Annotated in this window: 17 protein-coding genes, 1 riboswitch and 1 other annotated feature; of the genes, 7 read left to right on the top strand and 10 right to left on the bottom strand. The window is 48.9% G+C overall.

Translation table 11 applies throughout. The annotated features are described in order from the left end of the window. Window positions 1-25: 25 nt before the first annotated feature. The 4 genes from K6T23_RS01535 to K6T23_RS01520 all read left to right on the top strand — a co-directional run bounded on the left by K6T23_RS01535 (window position 26) and on the right by K6T23_RS01520 (window position 5530). Window positions 26-1366, top strand: coding sequence for a hemolysin family protein (locus K6T23_RS01535; protein WP_200908249.1), 1341 nt, complete (start codon window positions 26-28; stop codon window positions 1364-1366). A 198-nt stretch (window positions 1367-1564) separates the two neighbouring features. Beyond that, a complete protein-coding gene (locus tag K6T23_RS01530; RefSeq protein WP_238283450.1) occupies window positions 1565-2737 on the top strand; it encodes an FtsW/RodA/SpoVE family cell cycle protein in 1173 nt (390 codons plus the stop codon). A gap of 52 nt (window positions 2738-2789) precedes the next feature. Beyond that, window positions 2790-2984: a binding site (T-box leader), on the top strand. 44 nt (window positions 2985-3028) lie between these two features. After that, complete coding sequence (gene argS / locus K6T23_RS01525; RefSeq protein WP_238283449.1) at window positions 3029-4717, top strand: arginine--tRNA ligase; 1689 nt, start codon at window positions 3029-3031, stop codon at window positions 4715-4717. 228 nt (window positions 4718-4945) lie between these two features. Beyond that, entirely contained in the window at window positions 4946-5530 is a 585-nt protein-coding gene (locus K6T23_RS01520; RefSeq protein ID WP_056541531.1) for a YqaA family protein, read from the top strand. 53 nt (window positions 5531-5583) lie between these two features. Here K6T23_RS01520 and K6T23_RS01515 read toward each other — a convergent pair whose 3' ends face one another. From K6T23_RS01515 to K6T23_RS22130, 3 genes are all read right to left on the bottom strand, one after another. Next, on the bottom strand, window positions 5584-6477 hold the full coding sequence (locus K6T23_RS01515; protein WP_238283448.1) for a diacylglycerol/lipid kinase family protein: 894 nt from the start codon (window positions 6475-6477) through the stop codon (window positions 5584-5586). A 191-nt stretch (window positions 6478-6668) separates the two neighbouring features. Then, on the bottom strand, window positions 6669-6947 hold the full coding sequence (locus K6T23_RS01510; RefSeq protein ID WP_236556551.1) for a hypothetical protein: 279 nt from the start codon (window positions 6945-6947) through the stop codon (window positions 6669-6671). Window positions 6948-7022: 75 nt separating this feature from the next. Beyond that, a complete protein-coding gene (locus tag K6T23_RS22130; RefSeq protein ID WP_258523275.1) occupies window positions 7023-7172 on the bottom strand; it encodes an Lmo0850 family protein in 150 nt (49 codons plus the stop codon). Window positions 7173-7606: 434 nt separating this feature from the next. Between K6T23_RS22130 and K6T23_RS01505 the strand changes: the two genes are divergently transcribed. Then, window positions 7607-7780, top strand: coding sequence for a hypothetical protein (locus K6T23_RS01505; protein WP_238283447.1), 174 nt, complete (start codon window positions 7607-7609; stop codon window positions 7778-7780). Between the two features lie 3 nt (window positions 7781-7783). Here K6T23_RS01505 and K6T23_RS01500 read toward each other — a convergent pair whose 3' ends face one another. The 5 genes from K6T23_RS01500 to K6T23_RS01480 all read right to left on the bottom strand — a co-directional run bounded on the left by K6T23_RS01500 (window position 7784) and on the right by K6T23_RS01480 (window position 12971). Further along, the gene (locus K6T23_RS01500) at window positions 7784-8893 is read right to left on the bottom strand and encodes an ABC transporter permease (RefSeq protein ID WP_238283446.1); all 1110 of its coding nucleotides are present in this window, start codon (window positions 8891-8893) and stop codon (window positions 7784-7786) included. After that, window positions 8890-10155, bottom strand: coding sequence for an ABC transporter permease (locus tag K6T23_RS01495; protein ID WP_238283445.1), 1266 nt, complete (start codon window positions 10153-10155; stop codon window positions 8890-8892). Before K6T23_RS01495 ends, K6T23_RS01500 begins: the two co-directional genes overlap by 4 nt. 13 nt (window positions 10156-10168) lie before the next feature. Further along, window positions 10169-11101 carry an ABC transporter ATP-binding protein gene (locus K6T23_RS01490; RefSeq protein WP_148986041.1) on the bottom strand — a complete coding sequence of 311 codons (933 nt, stop codon included), beginning with the start codon at window positions 11099-11101 and terminating at the stop codon, window positions 10169-10171. 135 nt (window positions 11102-11236) lie between these two features. Next, on the bottom strand, window positions 11237-11869 hold the full coding sequence (locus K6T23_RS01485; RefSeq protein WP_056541517.1) for a response regulator: 633 nt from the start codon (window positions 11867-11869) through the stop codon (window positions 11237-11239). A gap of 4 nt (window positions 11870-11873) precedes the next feature. Beyond that, window positions 11874-12971, bottom strand: a complete 1098-nt coding sequence (locus tag K6T23_RS01480; protein WP_056541514.1) for a sensor histidine kinase — start codon at window positions 12969-12971, stop codon at window positions 11874-11876. Between the two features lie 86 nt (window positions 12972-13057). On the opposite strand from K6T23_RS01480, the gene cls reads away from it, so the two are divergent. Both cls and K6T23_RS01470 read left to right on the top strand, forming a co-directional pair. After that, the gene (cls, locus tag K6T23_RS01475; RefSeq protein ID WP_056541513.1) at window positions 13058-14506 is read left to right on the top strand and encodes a cardiolipin synthase; all 1449 of its coding nucleotides are present in this window, start codon (window positions 13058-13060) and stop codon (window positions 14504-14506) included. Window positions 14507-14571: 65 nt separating this feature from the next. Next, window positions 14572-14826: a YpbS family protein gene (locus tag K6T23_RS01470; RefSeq protein WP_056541510.1), complete on the top strand. Its 255-nt coding sequence runs from the start codon at window positions 14572-14574 to the stop codon at window positions 14824-14826. A 117-nt stretch (window positions 14827-14943) separates the two neighbouring features. On the opposite strand, the gene K6T23_RS01465 is transcribed toward K6T23_RS01470, so the two are convergent. Both K6T23_RS01465 and K6T23_RS01460 read right to left on the bottom strand, forming a co-directional pair. After that, window positions 14944-15216, bottom strand: a complete 273-nt coding sequence (locus tag K6T23_RS01465; RefSeq protein WP_238283444.1) for a DUF2187 family protein — start codon at window positions 15214-15216, stop codon at window positions 14944-14946. 127 nt (window positions 15217-15343) lie between these two features. After that, window positions 15344-15946, bottom strand: a complete 603-nt coding sequence (locus tag K6T23_RS01460) for a hypothetical protein (protein ID WP_056541503.1) — start codon at window positions 15944-15946, stop codon at window positions 15344-15346. Between the two features lie 218 nt (window positions 15947-16164). Then, window positions 16165-16272, top strand: a riboswitch (SAM riboswitch). Window positions 16273-16323 lie beyond the last annotated feature (51 nt).

Here is a 16323-nt window from a genome sequence, read left to right as displayed (position 1 = left end):
GGAAAATTATTTGGACATATACAGTTTGGTGCTTGTCGCGATTTTGATCGGTTTAACAGCTTTTTTCGTAGCTTCGGAGTTTGCGATCGTGAAGGTAAGAAAATCACAAATCGAGCAACTGGTCGAGGAAGGTAATCGAAATGCCATAGCTGCTAAGAAAATCATTACAAATCTGGATGAGTACCTCTCCGCATGCCAGCTCGGTATAACCGTGACCGCTCTTGGGCTCGGTTGGATCGGAGAACCTGCCATCGCTGGTATTTTGGAACCTTTATTATCGAAAATCGCTGCGTCCGAGGCCCTTTCCCACGGAATCTCCGTCGGGATCGCCTTCACTCTCATGACGTTCCTGCACGTTGTCGTCGGAGAGTTGGCCCCGAAGACCGTCGCCATTCAAAAAGCGGAATCACTGGCCTTATTATTCGCCCGTCCACTTATCACCTTCTACAGGATCCTGTACCCCTTCATCTGGGTATTGAACGGCTCTGCCCGGGTCGTGACGAGGATGTTCGGCCTGAAGGCTGCATCCGAGCATGATGGGGCCCACTCGGAAGAAGAACTTCGCCTGATTGTATCGGAAAGCTATAAAAGCGGAGAGATCAATCAGTCCGAATTCAAATATGTGAATAACATCTTCGAATTCAATGAACGCTCAGCAAAAGAAATCATGGTCCCGCGAACAGAAATCGTGACCTTATCTGCCGATGATCCCATCGATACCCTCCTCGAGCTTGTGCAGGAGGAGAAGTTCACCCGTTATCCCGTCACGGACGGTGATAAGGACCATATCACCGGATTCATCAATGTGAAGGAAGTCTTCACCGACCTCCTCCACAAGGATACGGAGCTACGGCCGCTCGGATCGTACGTAAGGCCGATCATACAGGTCCTTGAAACGATTCCGATCCACGTCCTGCTCCTCAGGATGCAGAAGGAACAGACCTACGTTGCCATCCTTCTCGATGAATACGGCGGGACATCCGGACTTGTCACCATCGAAGACATCGTCGAAGAGATCGTCGGGGAGATCCGGGATGAATTCGATATGGATGAGACACCACAGATTCGGAAAATCAAGGACAACCACTTCATCCTCGATGGAAAGGTTCTTGTCAGCGACCTGAAGGATATCCTCGGGATCGACGTGACCGAAGATGATGTCGATACACTCGGTGGCTGGATCCTGACGCATAATTACGACGCTCAGCAGGGAGACAGCATTTCCTACGCCGACTTTGAATTCTACATCCAGACGATGGAAGACCATCAGATTAAATCCGTGGAAGTGACGAAGCTCCAACCGATACCGGAAACGACCGGGGAGCCTGCTCCACTCGTACAGACAGACAAAGCTCTTTCACAATAATGTAATAAATGGTATAGAAACGTAAAAGCCGATCCGTGGAACCCTTCCACTGACGGCTTTTTCTTTGCCAATCACTTACAGCAGCATCCCTTCTCCCGTCCATCACAAACGGAGACCCGTAGATAGAGAGTAGAAATTTTCCTCTCTTTCTATTAGACTAAGATATGTGAAATCTTTAGAAATACAGGTGAAATGATTATGGAAAACCGCCAGCGTCTCGCTGATCGAATCGATTGGGGATTGCTTTTCATCCTCGTGTTATTTTTTATTGTCAGTGCCATTAGCATAAGCAGCGCCCAAACGTCCGGACAGTATGCTACAAACTTCGTCATCCGGCAAGGAGTTTGGTACATAGTGGGTGGAGTGATCATCGCCTGTACCATGTACTTCGATCCTGAACAGTACAAACGGATGGCATGGTACACGTATGGATTCGGTATACTCTTGCTTCTCGGATTGATCGTCTCTCCGGAAAGCCTCGTACCAGAACGTAACGGGGCACACAGTTGGTACAAGATCACCGAGTCCATCCTCATCCAGCCATCGGAGTTCGTCAAAACGTTCCTGATCCTGGCCTTGGCAAGGGTCATTACGAATCACCATGAACAGACTCCTGTAAAAACCTTCCAAACCGATTTCAAGTTATTGGTCAAAATCGGGCTGACCACCATGGGGCCCCTCATCTTCATCATTGCCGATGACTTCGGTACAGCCTTGGTGTTCATCTCCATTGTCACTGGGATCATCCTTGTATCAGGGATCACTTGGAAGTTGATCGTTCCCATATATGGATCCATCGCCGTCATAGGAGGGACTGTCTTTTCCCTTGTTCTTTTCGCACCGAATTTCTTGGAAAAATACTTAGGTCTCCACCCTTATCAATTCGGTCGGATTTACTCATGGCTCGATCCGTATAACTACACAAGGGAAGAAGGATTCCACTTGATCAAGTCCCTGAACGCAGTCGGATCGGGGCAGATTTACGGGAAGGGATTCAATGGCAGTGAAGTCTATATCCCGGAAGCGCATACCGACTTCATCTTCAGCGGGATCGCCGAGCGTTTCGGCTTTGTCGGGGCAAGCGTCGTGATCAGTCTCTTCTTCATCCTGATCTATCACTTGACCAAGACTGCCCTGGATACAAAAGAGCCTTACAATGCGTATGTGTGCGCAGGTGTCATCAGCATGATCACCTTCCACGTATTCCAGAATATCGGAATGACGATCCAGCTCCTTCCGATCACCGGGATCCCACTTCCGTTGATCTCCTATGGAGGAAGCTCGCTCATGGGGAATATGCTTGCACTCGGCCTCATATTCAGCATGAAGTTCCATCACCGATCGTATATGTTCTCGTCGGATAATTCGTGATCAGGAGTTGCATTCTCCATCAAAATGTGTAAAATATAGTTAATTATATGACAAACCGTCGATGATGAAGAGAGTAGTCCCATTGTGGAACAAAGCGAGCCGGGGATGGTGGGAGCCTGGTGGGAAGCACGGGATGAAACGCACTTTTGAGATGCCGTCTTACGGCCGGGGAATCCCCCCGTTATGCAATGAGAGCCCTTGTTGGAGGGAATCAGAGTGGTACCGCGAGTTCAAACTCGTCTCTATATTTTATAGAGGCGGGTTTTTTTATTTTTCTGGAGGTGGATGAAGATGGATTTAAAGATGATTTTTGCAGACGTACTGCACGAACAGGTTTTACCCCATTGGACCAAAGAAGAGCTTTACACCTTGATCGAGACGCCAAAGTTTTCACATATGGGCGACGCTGCCTTCCCTTGCTTCGGCCTTGCCAAGGAACAGAAGAAGGCACCCCAGGCCATCGCCGCCGAGGTTTCGGGAAAGGTCCACTCCCCCTATTTTGCCTCTGTGGAAGCAGCGGGTCCTTATGTGAATGTCAAGTTCGATCCGGTCAAAGCCGGCAAGCAGATTGTCTCCACGATTCTTGATCAACAGCAGCAATACGGAACCCAGACGTTCGGGAATGACCGTACTGTCGTCTTGGATCTCTCATCTCCCAATATCGCCAAGCCTTTCTCCATGGGGCATCTACGTTCCACTGTCATCGGAAACGCCATTGCCGGCATCGGCGAAAAATGCGGATTCGATACGGTGAAGATCAACTATGTCGGCGATTGGGGTACCCAGTTCGGGAAGCTGATGGTTGCGTACAAAAAGTGGGGAGACGAGGGAAAGGTCAAACAGAACCCTATTGCCGAGCTTTTCACCCTCTACAAGCGATTCCATGAAGAAGCAGAAGCCGATCCTTCCTTGGATGAGGAAGGCAGAAAAGCATTCAAGCTCCTTGAAGACGGAGACGCAGAAATGGTCTCTCTTTGGAAATGGTTCAAGGATGAATCGCTGAGTGCGTTCAAGGAGATCTATACCCTTCTTGGAGTGGAATTCGATTCGTATAACGGTGAAGCCTTCTTCAATGACAAAATGGATGAAGTGGTCGAACTCCTGGCTGAAAAAGGATTACTGACTGAATCCGATGGTGCCCAGGTGGTCTGGATGACCGATGACACAAGCCTTCCACCCTGCCTGATTAAAAAGTCGGACGGCGCCACCTTATACGCTACCCGTGATCTCGCCGCGGCCCTATACCGTCAGCGGGAGTACGGATTCGATGAGGCACTCTATATTGTGGGGCAGGAACAGACCGTCCACTTTAAACAGGTGAAAAACGTTCTGGCACAGATGGGCTATGAGTGGGCCGACCATATGAAACATATCCCCTTCGGACTCTACCTGAAAGGCGGCAAGAAGATGTCCACGAGGAAAGGCCGGGTCATCCTCCTGGAGGAAGTACTGAGGGAAGCGATCGCCCTGTCTCAACAAAACATCGAAAGCAAGAACCCCCATCTGCCCGCTGCAGAAGCTGTGGCTCAAGCGGTAGGTGTCGGGGCCGTCATCTTCCATGACCTGAAGAACGACCGTCTGAATGACATTGAATTTTCATTGGATCATATGCTCACATTCGAAGGTGAGACCGGGCCGTATATCCAATATACGAATGCAAGGGCCCATTCGATTCTGAGAAAATCCAGTGTGAAGGCTGGAGAGTTCACAGGCCTTGCTGATGATGAAAGCTGGGAGGTCATCAAACAGCTGCGGTCATTTCCGGAGGTGATCGCCCGCTCATGGACCCACCATTCCCCGTCGATCTTGGCGAAATACCTGATTGAGACGGCTCAGCATTTCAATCGGTATTATGGAAAAACCAAGATCCTCTCGGGCGACGGTGATCAGGCATCACGCGTGAGCCTCGTAGCTGCGGTATCCATTGTTCTTACGGAGGGACTGCGCATCTTGGGCATCTCGGCACCCACGGAAATGTAATCTCGATTCCTGTCGGATATTTCTCGGGAAATAGCGACAGGAATCTGTTGATTTCACGAATCTGTAACGAAGGGTCCGATGACTCTTTACTGTAATCATGGTATACTTTCAGGAGTCCTATCCTGCAGGGCATGTACATTGTGTCGATTGAAAGAATATTCGGTCGACCTGCATTACTGCTTGCCAGTGCGTGAGCCGACACTTATTGAACAAGGAGACTCATTGAATATGTCTGAATGGATACATATGTTTGAAACGTGGTTGATGGATTATGGAATATGGGGATTGATTCTGGTGTCTTTCGCAGACTCATCTTTCTTCCCGATCCCACCTGATGTCCTGCTTATCCCTATGTCGATTGCCAACCCGGATAACGCATTGTTATATGCCTTTTATACGACAGCCGCTTCCGTTATTGGAGCCCTTTTCGGGTGGTGGATCGGAAAGAAGCTCGGCCGACCGGTACTGGTCTATTTATTCAAAGAAGAACGCATACAAAAAGTGGAGGACTACTTCAATAAGTTTGGTCCAATGGCCATCCTGATTGCAGGGCTCACTCCCGTTCCTTATAAAATTTTCACCATATTTGCAGGGGTTTCCGGCATCCGGATCCGTGTATTGGTCATCTGGTCCATCATCGGTCGCGGATTCCGTTTCTTCCTTGAAGCGATCATCATCATGACCCTCGGCGAAAAGGCAAAGCCCTTCATTGAACAGAACTTTGCCATGCTAAGCTTTGTCGTGGGAGCCGTGCTCGTCGTCCTGTATATCGGATACGTCATGATCAAGAGAAGAAGAACATCCGTACAATAAAAAACAAAGAGGGCCTTACCCCGGACAGTTCCGGGATAAGGCCCTCTTTCCTTTTATCCTTCGACGCCAACGATGAAATCCATATGGCCAGGAAGCACCTTCATCGTCTGACGTTTACCGTCATACAATTCGCCGTCCATATCGAACTTCTCTTTCTCAGAAAGTTCGACCTCCAAACTCCATGTTCGGATATGACGGATATCCTCGAACGTGTGACTCACATCGCCGGTCCCCTTCATCAAGAAGAATTCCTTCAGAAGCGGAAAGCCCGTCCGTTTCACTAGATACAGATCGAGTAATCCATCTTCTAGGCTGATGGATTGAGGCAGGGCATTCGCACCGATGGATTTTCCATTGGCGGCCAGTACCATCACTACATCTTCCTCGAATTCCTCTTCGTCGGTTCTCACTTTCACCTTCAGAACCGGGGCATCCTGTATGGTTTGAAAGGCGCTGATATAATAGCTCAGCTTCCCGAGGACTCCTTTTGATCCGACGTCGATGTTATCGCTCGCCTGTGAAATCAATCCGGTCCCCCAGAAATTACTGAAATAACGGTTGTCCGTCTTAACAAGATCAACACTCTTCCGGAGAGGGTGCTCGACAATAAGCTGGACAGCCTGCTTGATATTCATGGGGATATGAAGGGATCGGGCAAAATCATTGCATGTCCCTCCAGGAAGGATGGCTGTCAAAGGGCGTTCGTCCAAGTCAGCGAGCCCGTTGATGACCTCATGGACCGTCCCGTCCCCGCCGAGGATGATGACAAGGTCGAATGAACGGCCTTTTCCCCGGCAGAAGCGCTCGGCATCGCCTTTATCTTTGGTTGGGTGGATCGTTATATTCGTGCACACATCTAAAAGGGGGGGAATGGTATCCTTCAGCAATGCTTCCAGTTTTCCTTGCCCCGCCTTTCCGTTGCATATCAATAGAATGTCTGAGTACATGGCGCTCACCTGCTTTCTTCTCAATAAGGGTATGTAGCCGGACTTTCCAGGAAACAAAAAGAGGCTGACCCAAAACGATGAGGAATAGTCATCCTTAAAGGACAGGCCAAATGAGTTCTGCGTATTCATTTAACAGTCAAAAGCCTCACTCATGTGTCAGTACGTTTACCCGTCTTGGGTCAACCTCTTTCCTAGGCTGTATGTGATGGGGATACAGACAGCAATGAACGGTGTGCCAGCCCGAGTCTGCCCCTGATGTAGCTCTCGGGATCAAATGGAATCGAACGGCCATTCATCAGATGGAGCTCCACTTCTGCAAACATCGAAAGCGCCCGGCTTACTTGATCCAGCGCCTGGGTCAACTTCACCGCGTCCAGTTCCTCCGTCCCGCTCAAGCAGAAATAGGATAATTCATCGGCTTTCTTTTTGATGTCCTTCAGCGTAGCCATATCGAACATCAGTCTCTCCATGGGATCCCCTCCTCTTCATTATTCCCTAGTATATCGTGGAGGTTCAGGAATTATGTCTGTACATCCCCATGGACATTAAGAGTCTTGTGTTAACGTCTTCGGTAATGGCTGATACTGCTTCAGTGACTGTAGGATTTCCCGTCTTGATTTCGTTTTGGTGATGTTGACACCGACATTCGACAATTTGGTTATCACTCGTTTTAAGCGATCGTTCTCCTTTACCACGTTATTCACCTCTTTTTTTGGCCTTTGGCCAGTTTGGTTTCGTACAAGAAGGATCATAATCAACAGCGACAGCTCTTGTATGTATCACTCACCTATTTGTACGTTCGACGCATTAAAAAGTTTCACCTTTATTCAATTGCTTTTCTTTTTCCCCAAATATGAAACAATAATCCTACAAAGCTGAACTTTTTTCTCTGTTCGACCGATCGATCTTTTATCACGTCATTCATTGAACCTTAAGCCGGTCTTCGGGACACCATCAAATGAAAAACCGGACGCGAGCGCCCGGTTTATACTTTCTTATGAAACATCGCCGTCATGCCCCTCACGCTCCCCCTCCATCAACAGGTTTCGGCATAATTCTTCAATCCAGGAAGGATTTTCACTTCATTCCTCGAATTAACTCATTACTACCATAAAGGAGGAATCTCACTATGAGTCGAGTCGTCCATACGCATACACCTCGTAAGGAAGTTCGCCATTTCAGACGTTCCAACCGCAAGAAAGGATTCGTAGACAGCGTTCTTGATTTCTTCTTTATGCTGATCGGAATCACATTCATCACCAGTGTCTTGCTGGTCGTACTTGGATTCTGGAAAATCTTCTAGGCTCTATACGTGCCGTTTCTCCATGAAATTGAGCCCCAGACCGAGGAATAACACTCCCATAAGGAGAAGGATGGAAACCGGGTAAAGGATGTCTCCCAGACCGAGCTGATTGACGGTGACGCCCTTCAAGATCTCCATTCCATATGTGATGGGGATGACTTTGGAAATCGCGATCATCACGGGGGAGTTCACGATCTCAAGCGGCCAGTAAGCCCCACCAAGCATGGCCATGCTCACGGCAACAATGGGAATCACGGCATTGAAGTGCTGGGATTTCTTCACAAGCCCAGTGATGAAGATGGATAATGCCACGATTGCAAAGACATATGGTATGAGCAATACGAGCACCCATGCGAAATGGCCGTAGAAATTAACATCTGTGATGTACCGGAACACCAGAAATACAAGGAGGATCTGTACGTACCCCAGGATGAAGCTGTATAACAGATTCGCCGTATACATTTCCCACTTCTTCACGGGAGACAGGATCATCCGGTCCCAGATGCCCATACGCTTCTCATTCATGATGGTCGCCACATTATAAGCAATCGTATAAATCACGAAAAACAGAGAGAATCCGAAGAGCGACTGAAGCTTCACATCGTATACCCAGTCCCCGTCGCTCCGGAACGTCGCTTCCTTTAGAGAGAAAGATGGGTCATCTTTGATATCCTTGAACCATCCCTGTACTTCTTCCGAGCCGATTCCCTGCTCTGCAGCAACAGCCTCCACTTCCTTCTGTTGTGCCACCTTCATGTACGCCTTCCTCACGATCTGATTGATCTGTGGTACATTCGGGGTATCGGCCGATGCAATGATCGTGTAATCATTATCACCAAGGATAAGGCCAAGTGAGCTCTTCCCTTCACTGACTTGGTCATTAAGGTCACCCTTCGACATTTCCTGGAAGATGATCGAATTGGATGCCTTCAATTCCTCCATGATCGCTTCGGGAGCGTCTTCCCCTCCTTCCGTCGAGTACGGCACGGTCACTTCATTGGCGCCGGACTGACTGGTAAAGAAAGCAAACATCAGACAGACAATGGTGGTGAGCAGGAACGGCCAAGGCTTCCTGATCAACATTTTCAATTTCCCGTACAACAGGCCCTTCATACTGCGTGTCCCCCTTCCTTAGGAAATACAATCGTGGCAACAATGATGGCAAGGAGACCGAAACCGAGCATGGCCCATATATTCGGGAGAACATCTCCGATCCCATATCCTTGAAAGACTTTGAAATACGCTGTCATGGCGGCCCCATTCGGAACCAGATCGGCGAGGATCCCCATGAGCTTGCCACTCGTAAGCGGACCGAAGCTTCCACCGAGGAACGCGAGGACTGCCACTCCGATGGAGGAGAAAAAACTCGCGATTGATTCCGAGTTGCCTTTGTAGCATATGGCCGTAATCAACGCCCCTAATCCTCCGACGGCAAAACAGATGCATAGAGTCACGAGGAGAAATGCGCCTATGTCCGGGAATTTCACTCCATAAAATAGCGCACTCGCACTGAACAGGATACTGATCTGGAGGAACGCGAGGATGATCGTGGTGATCAATACGCTCAATAGATACTTTAAGGGTGATACCCCGGCAAAAATCAATCGGTCAAACACGCGATCTTCCTTCTCCATGAACGCGAAGCTTCCCATATTCGTCGCGATATAAAGGACGAACATGACACTCATCCCCACTGCATAATACGCCATGGACGAAAGGGGTTGACGGTCCTCGAGTTTTTCCACCGAACCGAAGGACGCTTCGTCGGGAATGATGGCCGCAGGGTTAATCCCCGCTTTCCCTGCCTGCAGGGCAAGGGTGTATTGCTCTTGATACGACGTGAGCATATCGGTCACCATATTGGCTGTAAGCGGTCTTCCATCATTTTTGATGACGGTGATGTCGGGACTTTCACTCCCCTCAAGGAACGCCTGTCGGAGCATGGTCAGGGTATAACCTTCGGAAAAATGGATGATGGCTGAATACTCATCGTTATCCCTGAGCCGGTCAAGATCTTCTGCTTTTTTCTCTTTCAGCTGAATGAACTTCTTCACTTCTTTACTTCCGAATAAATCCTTTTTCAAGGCGTCGATGGGAAGGGCCTGAGCGGCTGCCGCTTTCAATTCCTCTTTTTGTTGTGCAGGCATCTCGCTCCCATCTACTTCTTGTTGGAACTGTTTGAGTTCATCTGAGGGATCCCCTTCCACAACGAAACCAACCTTGGCTTCAATGGGCTCTTCCTCACCGTTCATCAGATCCCCCAAGGCAAATCCCAGAATGGTGATGAGCAGGAGGGGCATCCCCAATAGGATGAGGAGGATTTGGGGGTTCCGGATCATCAGGAGCAATTGTTTTTTGATAAATGGAATCATCATCTTATACTCCTCCTCAATCCCGTAATGCCCGACCGGTCAAATGGAGGAAAACATCCTCAAGCGTCGGGGTCTTTCGATCAATGGACAGGATCACGGCACCGGTATCCTCAGCGAGCTGGAATACCTGATTGAACAGATTCTGTTCTTTCGGGATCACCATCACGATTTCCTTCTCTGAAGACGTCACGTTCATGACGGATGGGATGGCAGAAAGGCCTTCAGTGAAGGAGGGCACCATCTTCTCGAGTTTGATCACAATCGTGGATTCAGAAGAAAGGATGCTTTTGATCTCTTCTTTTGTACCCGAGGCGATGATATGTCCTTTATCCATGATATAGATCCGGTCGCACAGGAACTCCACTTCCTCCATGTAATGACTCGTATAGATGATGGTCATGCCCTTCTCCTGATTGAGTCTCTTGACCTGCTCCAGGATATAGCTCCTTGACTGGGGATCGATTCCGACGGTCGGTTCATCCATGATGAGGATTTCCGGCTCATGGAGAAGGGCGACACCTATGTTCAGCCGCCTTTTCATACCTCCCGAGAAGGTTTTGACGATATCATTCTTCCGCTCGGTCAGCCCGATCTGGTCCAATACCTGGATGACCCGTTCCTTCAGAAGGCCCCCTTTCAGATGGTTGATCCTCCCGAAGAATTCCAGGTTCTCCTTTGCCGTGAGGTCCGTGTATAGAGCGATTTCCTGAGGGACGACACCGAGTACTTCCCTGAGGGACTGAGGGTCTCTCAGGACGCTCTCATTCTTCAACCGCACATCTCCATCGGTCGGTGAGATGAGGGTCGAGATCATCGAGATTGTCGTGGACTTCCCTGCTCCGTTCGGACCAAGCAATCCGACCGTTTCTCCCTTCTCGATGAACAGGTTCAATCCGTCCACGACCTTATTCTTCTTGAAATGTTTTGTCAGCTCCACGGCTTCCAACATAGTGAACCGCCTCCTTCTTTATACATTCATTCTATTGGAGAAAGGGTGGACCTTACACTTACCTTTGTCACAACCTTCACCCTATACCCATGACCTCCGTCATATTTTCCATAAAAAAAGACCGGATAACCGGCCTCAGGCGATATCATGCCGCACTGCATAGATAGCGAGCTGGGTGCGATCCCTCAGCTCCAGCTTCTGCAGGATCTGGGAGATGTGATTTTTCACTGTACCCACCGATAAGAAAAGCTGATCGGCAATCTCTTTATTGGTCTTCCCTTCCCCAACCAGCTTCGTAATGGACAGTTCCCTCGGCGTAAGGGAATGGGTCGGTGGCGTTTCCTTCCGGGTGGAAAGAAGGCGGGGGACCACTTTCGCCGCCACTTCATCGTGGATCGTCATCCCCCCATTCAGGCAGCTGTGGACAGAGTGCAGGAGCTGCTCCCCGTCCGAGGTTTTCAGGAGGAATCCATTGGCCCCTTCCTTCAACGCCTGCATGGCATATTCGTCATCGTTGAAGGTTGTGAGCATCAGGACCTTCACCTGGGGCCAACTTGCTTTGATGGCCCTTGTCGCTTCGATTCCGTTCATCTCAGGCATCCTGATATCCATCAGGATCAGATCCAGGGCATGAAGGTCCATCTTCTCTAAAGCCTCTCTTCCGTTAGAGGCTTCAGCGACCACCTTAAAGGCGGGATCTTGCTCGATCATCATCTTCAAACCCTGCCGGACTATGCCTTGATCTTCTACAATCATGATCCTTTTCATCTGGCTACGCCTCCTCTATAGGAAATGATATAGTCAAAGAGAACTCACGATCGGTCTGTTGGATGTCAAGACGACCCCCAATCTTCTCGAGTCGCTCCCTCATACTTGTCAGGCCGAATCCCGGTTTGATCGGGACCGGATCTTTCACATTGTTCACGATGACCAGGCTTGCGTGCCCCTGTGCCGTCTTTCCGAGTGTCACGCGTATTTCTCTCACATGAGCATGTCTCATGGCATTCGTCACGCCCTCCTGGATGCTTCTGTAAAGGGCGACATTCTGTTCATTGGTAAACCTTGAGGAGAGGATCCCCTGCCGGGTGGTGAGCTGGATCTGGATATGACTCTCGGATTCTAGCTTCCTGACAAGCTGGAGGACGGATTGGATACCCGACAGTTCCCCATCCTTCAGTGTCCTTACGGCTTCCCTCGTCTCTTCCAGACTATCTTCGGCAAGACGCTTAAGATCCCGATATCCTTCCTTCCCATTCTGGATCGACAGCATCTCGATCTGCATAAGGAGGGCCGTCAGTTTGTGACCCACGGAATCATGGATATCACGCGCAATCCTCGTTCGCTCCTCGGCCTTCGAATGTTGCTCCGTCACGAATTGCAGACGCTTGAGGCTTCTGTATTCTCCCAATAACTGTTCATAGAGCACCCGTTGCTCCTTGCTTTCCAGCCGGTCCTCATTTACCTTATAAGTAGAAAAGAGGAAAAAGACCACGATGATCCATATTTCATAATCGGTGATAGGATATGAATAAATCGCCACCACGATCAAGAAGGCGGCCGTTGCAAACAGACTCTGCCGAAATTGATCCTTCCTCAGTGTGACCGCAGCTTCCATGAGAATCAGGAACACGACGGCCCACATGATGAGTGGTGTATAATGGGTGATGATGGTTCCGACCATCACCAATAGTAGCTGAAGCATATAGCTAATCTGGGGGATTTTCATCAACGGCACCAAGAAGAACAGGGCTATGGACAAGGCGGACAGGATGATAAGGGTGATAAGGGATTCAAGACCCGTATATGCTTCTGTTATCCAAAACGCCCAGAGACCTGCCATCAGCATCGTCCGTATGAAAGCATACTTCATCTGTTCACCTTCTTTCTGATCCGGACATACTATAACTCGTACACTACAATATATTACCATTAGTTGGTTTGAAAAGGAGAAAAAGCATGCACATTCTTTCCATCCTCTTAGGGGTTTTATTCTTCTTCAACCTGGTGCTCGCTTCCATCATCGTCTTCCTTGAAAGGAGAAATGCCGGGGCGACATGGGCTTGGCTCATGGTTCTCTTTTATATTCCGTATCTCGGCTTCATCCTTTATTTGATTTTCGGACAAAACATGACCAGGAAACGCCTCTTCGATTGGGAAGGAATCAAAAAGATCGGGATCGAGGACCTCTTGATCGAACAAACCCGATCTCTGAGGGAACGATCCCTCCCTTTCAGGCACAGAGAAATTTCTCCCCATCAGGACCTCATCTATATGCATCTCATCAACAATGACGCCCTGCTGACCCAGGACAATGATGTTACGGTCTATACAGACGGGCAGGAGAAGTTCGAAGCCCTCTTGCGCGACATCGAACAGGCAAGGAGCCATATTCATATTCAATATTATATCTTCAAAAAAGATCAGCTCGGCAAAAAAATCGTGGATAAGCTCATCGAGAAGGCGAAACAGGGCATTGAGGTCCGCATCCTTTATGATGAGATGGGCTCAAGACGGACAAGGCCCCGTTTCTTCAGGCATCTGACGGCGGTCGGAGGGGAAGTCGCAGTCTTCTTCCCGTCGAAGATCCCGTTTGTGAACCTGCGCCTCAACTACCGGAATCACCGCAAACTCGTCATCATCGACGGGAAGGTAGGGTACGTGGGCGGATTCAACGTCGGCGATGAATACCTCGGCTTGGATCCAAAGTTCGGATACTGGAGGGACACGCATCTCCGGGTGATCGGCAGCGCCTCCCTCGCCATGCAGACACGCTTCATCCTGGACTGGAACCAGGCCACAAAATCAAGGAAGATCTCCTATGAGGGAAAATACTTCCCGACCGCTTCCTTCAGCGGCTCGACGGGGATCCAGATTGTCACCTCGGGACCTGATTCAGAATGGGAGCAGATCAAGAACGGATACTTGAAGATGATTTCATCGGCCAAGCACTCGATCTACATCCAGACACCCTATTTCATCCCGGATGAAAGTCTCTTGGATTCCCTGCGCATCGCTGCACTCACCGGGAAAGACGTCCGGATCATGATCCCGAACAAGCCTGATCACATGTTTGTTTACTGGGCGACTTACTCATATGTGGGGGAATTATTGAAGGCAGGGGCAAGGATCTTCATTTACGATAACGGCTTCATCCACGCGAAGACGATCGTAGTGGATGATGAACTGTCATCGGTCGGCACAGCCAATATCGACGTGAGGAGCTTCCGCCTGAACTTTGAGGTGAATGCCTTTCTTTATGACCGGAAGCTTTCACGTGAGCTCAGCCGCTCCTTCATGGAAGACAGGAAATTGAGCAGAGAATTGACCCTCGAGGACTATCACCGCCGACCTCTCATGATCAAATTCAAGGAGTCCATATCCCGGCTCCTCTCCCCGATCCTGTAACCATTGCCACCGCTGCGAAAAACAAGCATAATGAGACATATACCAATCGAAAGAGGGATGAGGGCATGAGCGTACACAAGGACATCACAAAGCATTCAAGCAAGCAGCACAGCCTCGTGAAGGAGTTCATGAAGCTTGATGAATCGAGGGAACAGGCCATCGAAGAAGCCCTTACATTATGCGAAGCCGGAAAGCCATTCACCACCGACCGCATCAATCATGTCACCCAGGAGATCAATGCCCTTGCAAGGCAGGGCGTCGTACCCCAGCGCAAGACCGTGACGGAAGAAATGGTGAGGGAGTACGCAAACCGGAGATGACCCGAGGCGAAGGTGAAGCATGCACAGCTCTGCATGCTTCACCTTATCACTTGAACAACTCAAAGAAAATCCCCCGGACGCTCATTTTAGCGCCGGGGGATTTTTCTTATATACTATTTACGCCTTCAACGCACTGTTCCAGCCATCGTAGACGAAGACCGGATTCGTGCCGTTTTCGGCCCGCTCGATGATGGCATAGTTCTTATGGGCAACCACGGTTTGATCATCGGGAAGGTCCAGCTTCTCCGCTGACTCCTTATCCATGCGCACGATGACCGTATTCTCCCTTAGGGTCGTCACGACACCTTGCAGGACGTGCTTTTTCCTTTTGAATTCTATAATGTCGCCAAGGTTGGCATATTCTTTTGAGTAGACGAAGGTATTATCCATAATAGACTCCCCTTTTACATGAAAGTTGTTAACGCTCGAATCCTATATGTGATATATATCTTTCTTGTACCACCAGTCAAAAGATTTAAAACCTATTATTCTAATAAAATAATCTTTATTCTGAAAATTATTCAGATTTACGGTCCACCAAGGTGATTTTATAGATATAAGCCTTGTCGGATTTTTTGAAGCCACCGACAGGTTTCCCATCTTCCAATCCAATACCTACGGAATCCCCGTTGTTTTTAGAAGTAGCCATTCCGTAAATATACACAGGCTTATCTTTCTTGAGCTCCACTTTTTCTGTTAACAAGGAGGATGCACTACTTCCACTTTCTTCAGGTATGGGGTCTTCCTCCATAGTGATAAAGGTGCTTTCGCTCCCATTAAAAATCTGCAGATCCTTTTCAGAGCTTTCCATGCCGAAGGAGTTCAGGGAGTGTTTATACTTTTTCGCTTCTTCGTCGTATTGGAACGGCTCATCGCTTACGAGCTTCCCTTTTTCATACACTTCTATGGTCCTTTCAAGATCCATATCCTTTGCCAGGGTTCCATCCAGGGTAAAGAAGAACATGGAACCTCTCCCTGTAGCGGCAACCACCTTTTCTTCCTTATCACTCAGGTCATACGGTTCCAACGTCAACTGGGATGAACCATTTCCCTTCCCTTGAGAACACCCCACCAGTAGCAGACACATACTCAATGCCAGCAGCCAATATCGCTTCTTCATACGGTCATCTCTCCTGTTTGTCGAGGGTTGCGAACCCCCTTATTTTTCCATTGTCTGATTATATCATCTGGTTTATTCCAGTTACAATCCTAACTGTGTTCTTCTTGAAAATATGTATGCGTTTGCTTGATACGGATGAAAATTTTCCCGTTTGACATTTAGGATGAAACCCATTAAAGTATGAAAGTATCTTAAACATAACTGCATAACGTAAAATCTTCTTATCCAGAGAGACGGAGGGACTGGCCCTATGATGTCTCGGCAGCGGACTCGTCCAAACGAGTGCTGTGCCACATCCAGCAAGCCACCGGCTTGAAAGATAAGAAGGGTGTTTCGTTTTCATGAAACCTCTTCTTATTTGAAGAGGTTTTTTATTT

The organism is Rossellomorea marisflavi, from assembly GCF_022170785.1.
Lineage (GTDB): Bacteria > Bacillota > Bacilli > Bacillales > Bacillaceae_B > Rossellomorea > Rossellomorea marisflavi_B.
The sequence above is the reverse complement of the archived record's forward strand: the minus strand, read 5'-3'. Positions and strand labels throughout refer to the sequence as shown.

Excerpts from the sequence above, each read along its gene's own strand:
- K6T23_RS01500 (WP_238283446.1), bottom strand. The coding sequence starts at position 8,893 with ATGAAGGGCCTGTTGTACGGGAAATTGAAAATGTTGATCAGGAAGCCT.
- K6T23_RS01510 (WP_236556551.1), bottom strand. The coding sequence starts at position 6,947 with ATGGAGAGACTGATGTTCGATATGGCTACGCTGAAGGACATCAAAAAG.
- K6T23_RS01505 (WP_238283447.1), top strand. The coding sequence starts at position 7,607 with ATGAGTCGAGTCGTCCATACGCATACACCTCGTAAGGAAGTTCGCCAT.
- K6T23_RS01520 (WP_056541531.1), top strand. The coding sequence starts at position 4,946 with ATGTCTGAATGGATACATATGTTTGAAACGTGGTTGATGGATTATGGA.
- K6T23_RS01460 (WP_056541503.1), bottom strand. The coding sequence starts at position 15,946 with ATGAAGAAGCGATATTGGCTGCTGGCATTGAGTATGTGTCTGCTACTG.
- argS (WP_238283449.1), top strand. The coding sequence starts at position 3,029 with ATGGATTTAAAGATGATTTTTGCAGACGTACTGCACGAACAGGTTTTA.
- K6T23_RS01530 (WP_238283450.1), top strand. The coding sequence starts at position 1,565 with ATGGAAAACCGCCAGCGTCTCGCTGATCGAATCGATTGGGGATTGCTT.
- K6T23_RS01515 (WP_238283448.1), bottom strand. The coding sequence starts at position 6,477 with ATGTACTCAGACATTCTATTGATATGCAACGGAAAGGCGGGGCAAGGA.
- K6T23_RS01470 (WP_056541510.1), top strand. The coding sequence starts at position 14,572 with ATGAGCGTACACAAGGACATCACAAAGCATTCAAGCAAGCAGCACAGC.
- K6T23_RS01490 (WP_148986041.1), bottom strand. The coding sequence starts at position 11,101 with ATGTTGGAAGCCGTGGAGCTGACAAAACATTTCAAGAAGAATAAGGTC.
- K6T23_RS01480 (WP_056541514.1), bottom strand. The coding sequence starts at position 12,971 with ATGAAGTATGCTTTCATACGGACGATGCTGATGGCAGGTCTCTGGGCG.
- K6T23_RS01465 (WP_238283444.1), bottom strand. The coding sequence starts at position 15,216 with ATGGATAATACCTTCGTCTACTCAAAAGAATATGCCAACCTTGGCGAC.
- K6T23_RS01485 (WP_056541517.1), bottom strand. The coding sequence starts at position 11,869 with ATGAAAAGGATCATGATTGTAGAAGATCAAGGCATAGTCCGGCAGGGT.
- cls (WP_056541513.1), top strand. The coding sequence starts at position 13,058 with ATGCACATTCTTTCCATCCTCTTAGGGGTTTTATTCTTCTTCAACCTG.
- K6T23_RS01495 (WP_238283445.1), bottom strand. The coding sequence starts at position 10,155 with ATGATGATTCCATTTATCAAAAAACAATTGCTCCTGATGATCCGGAAC.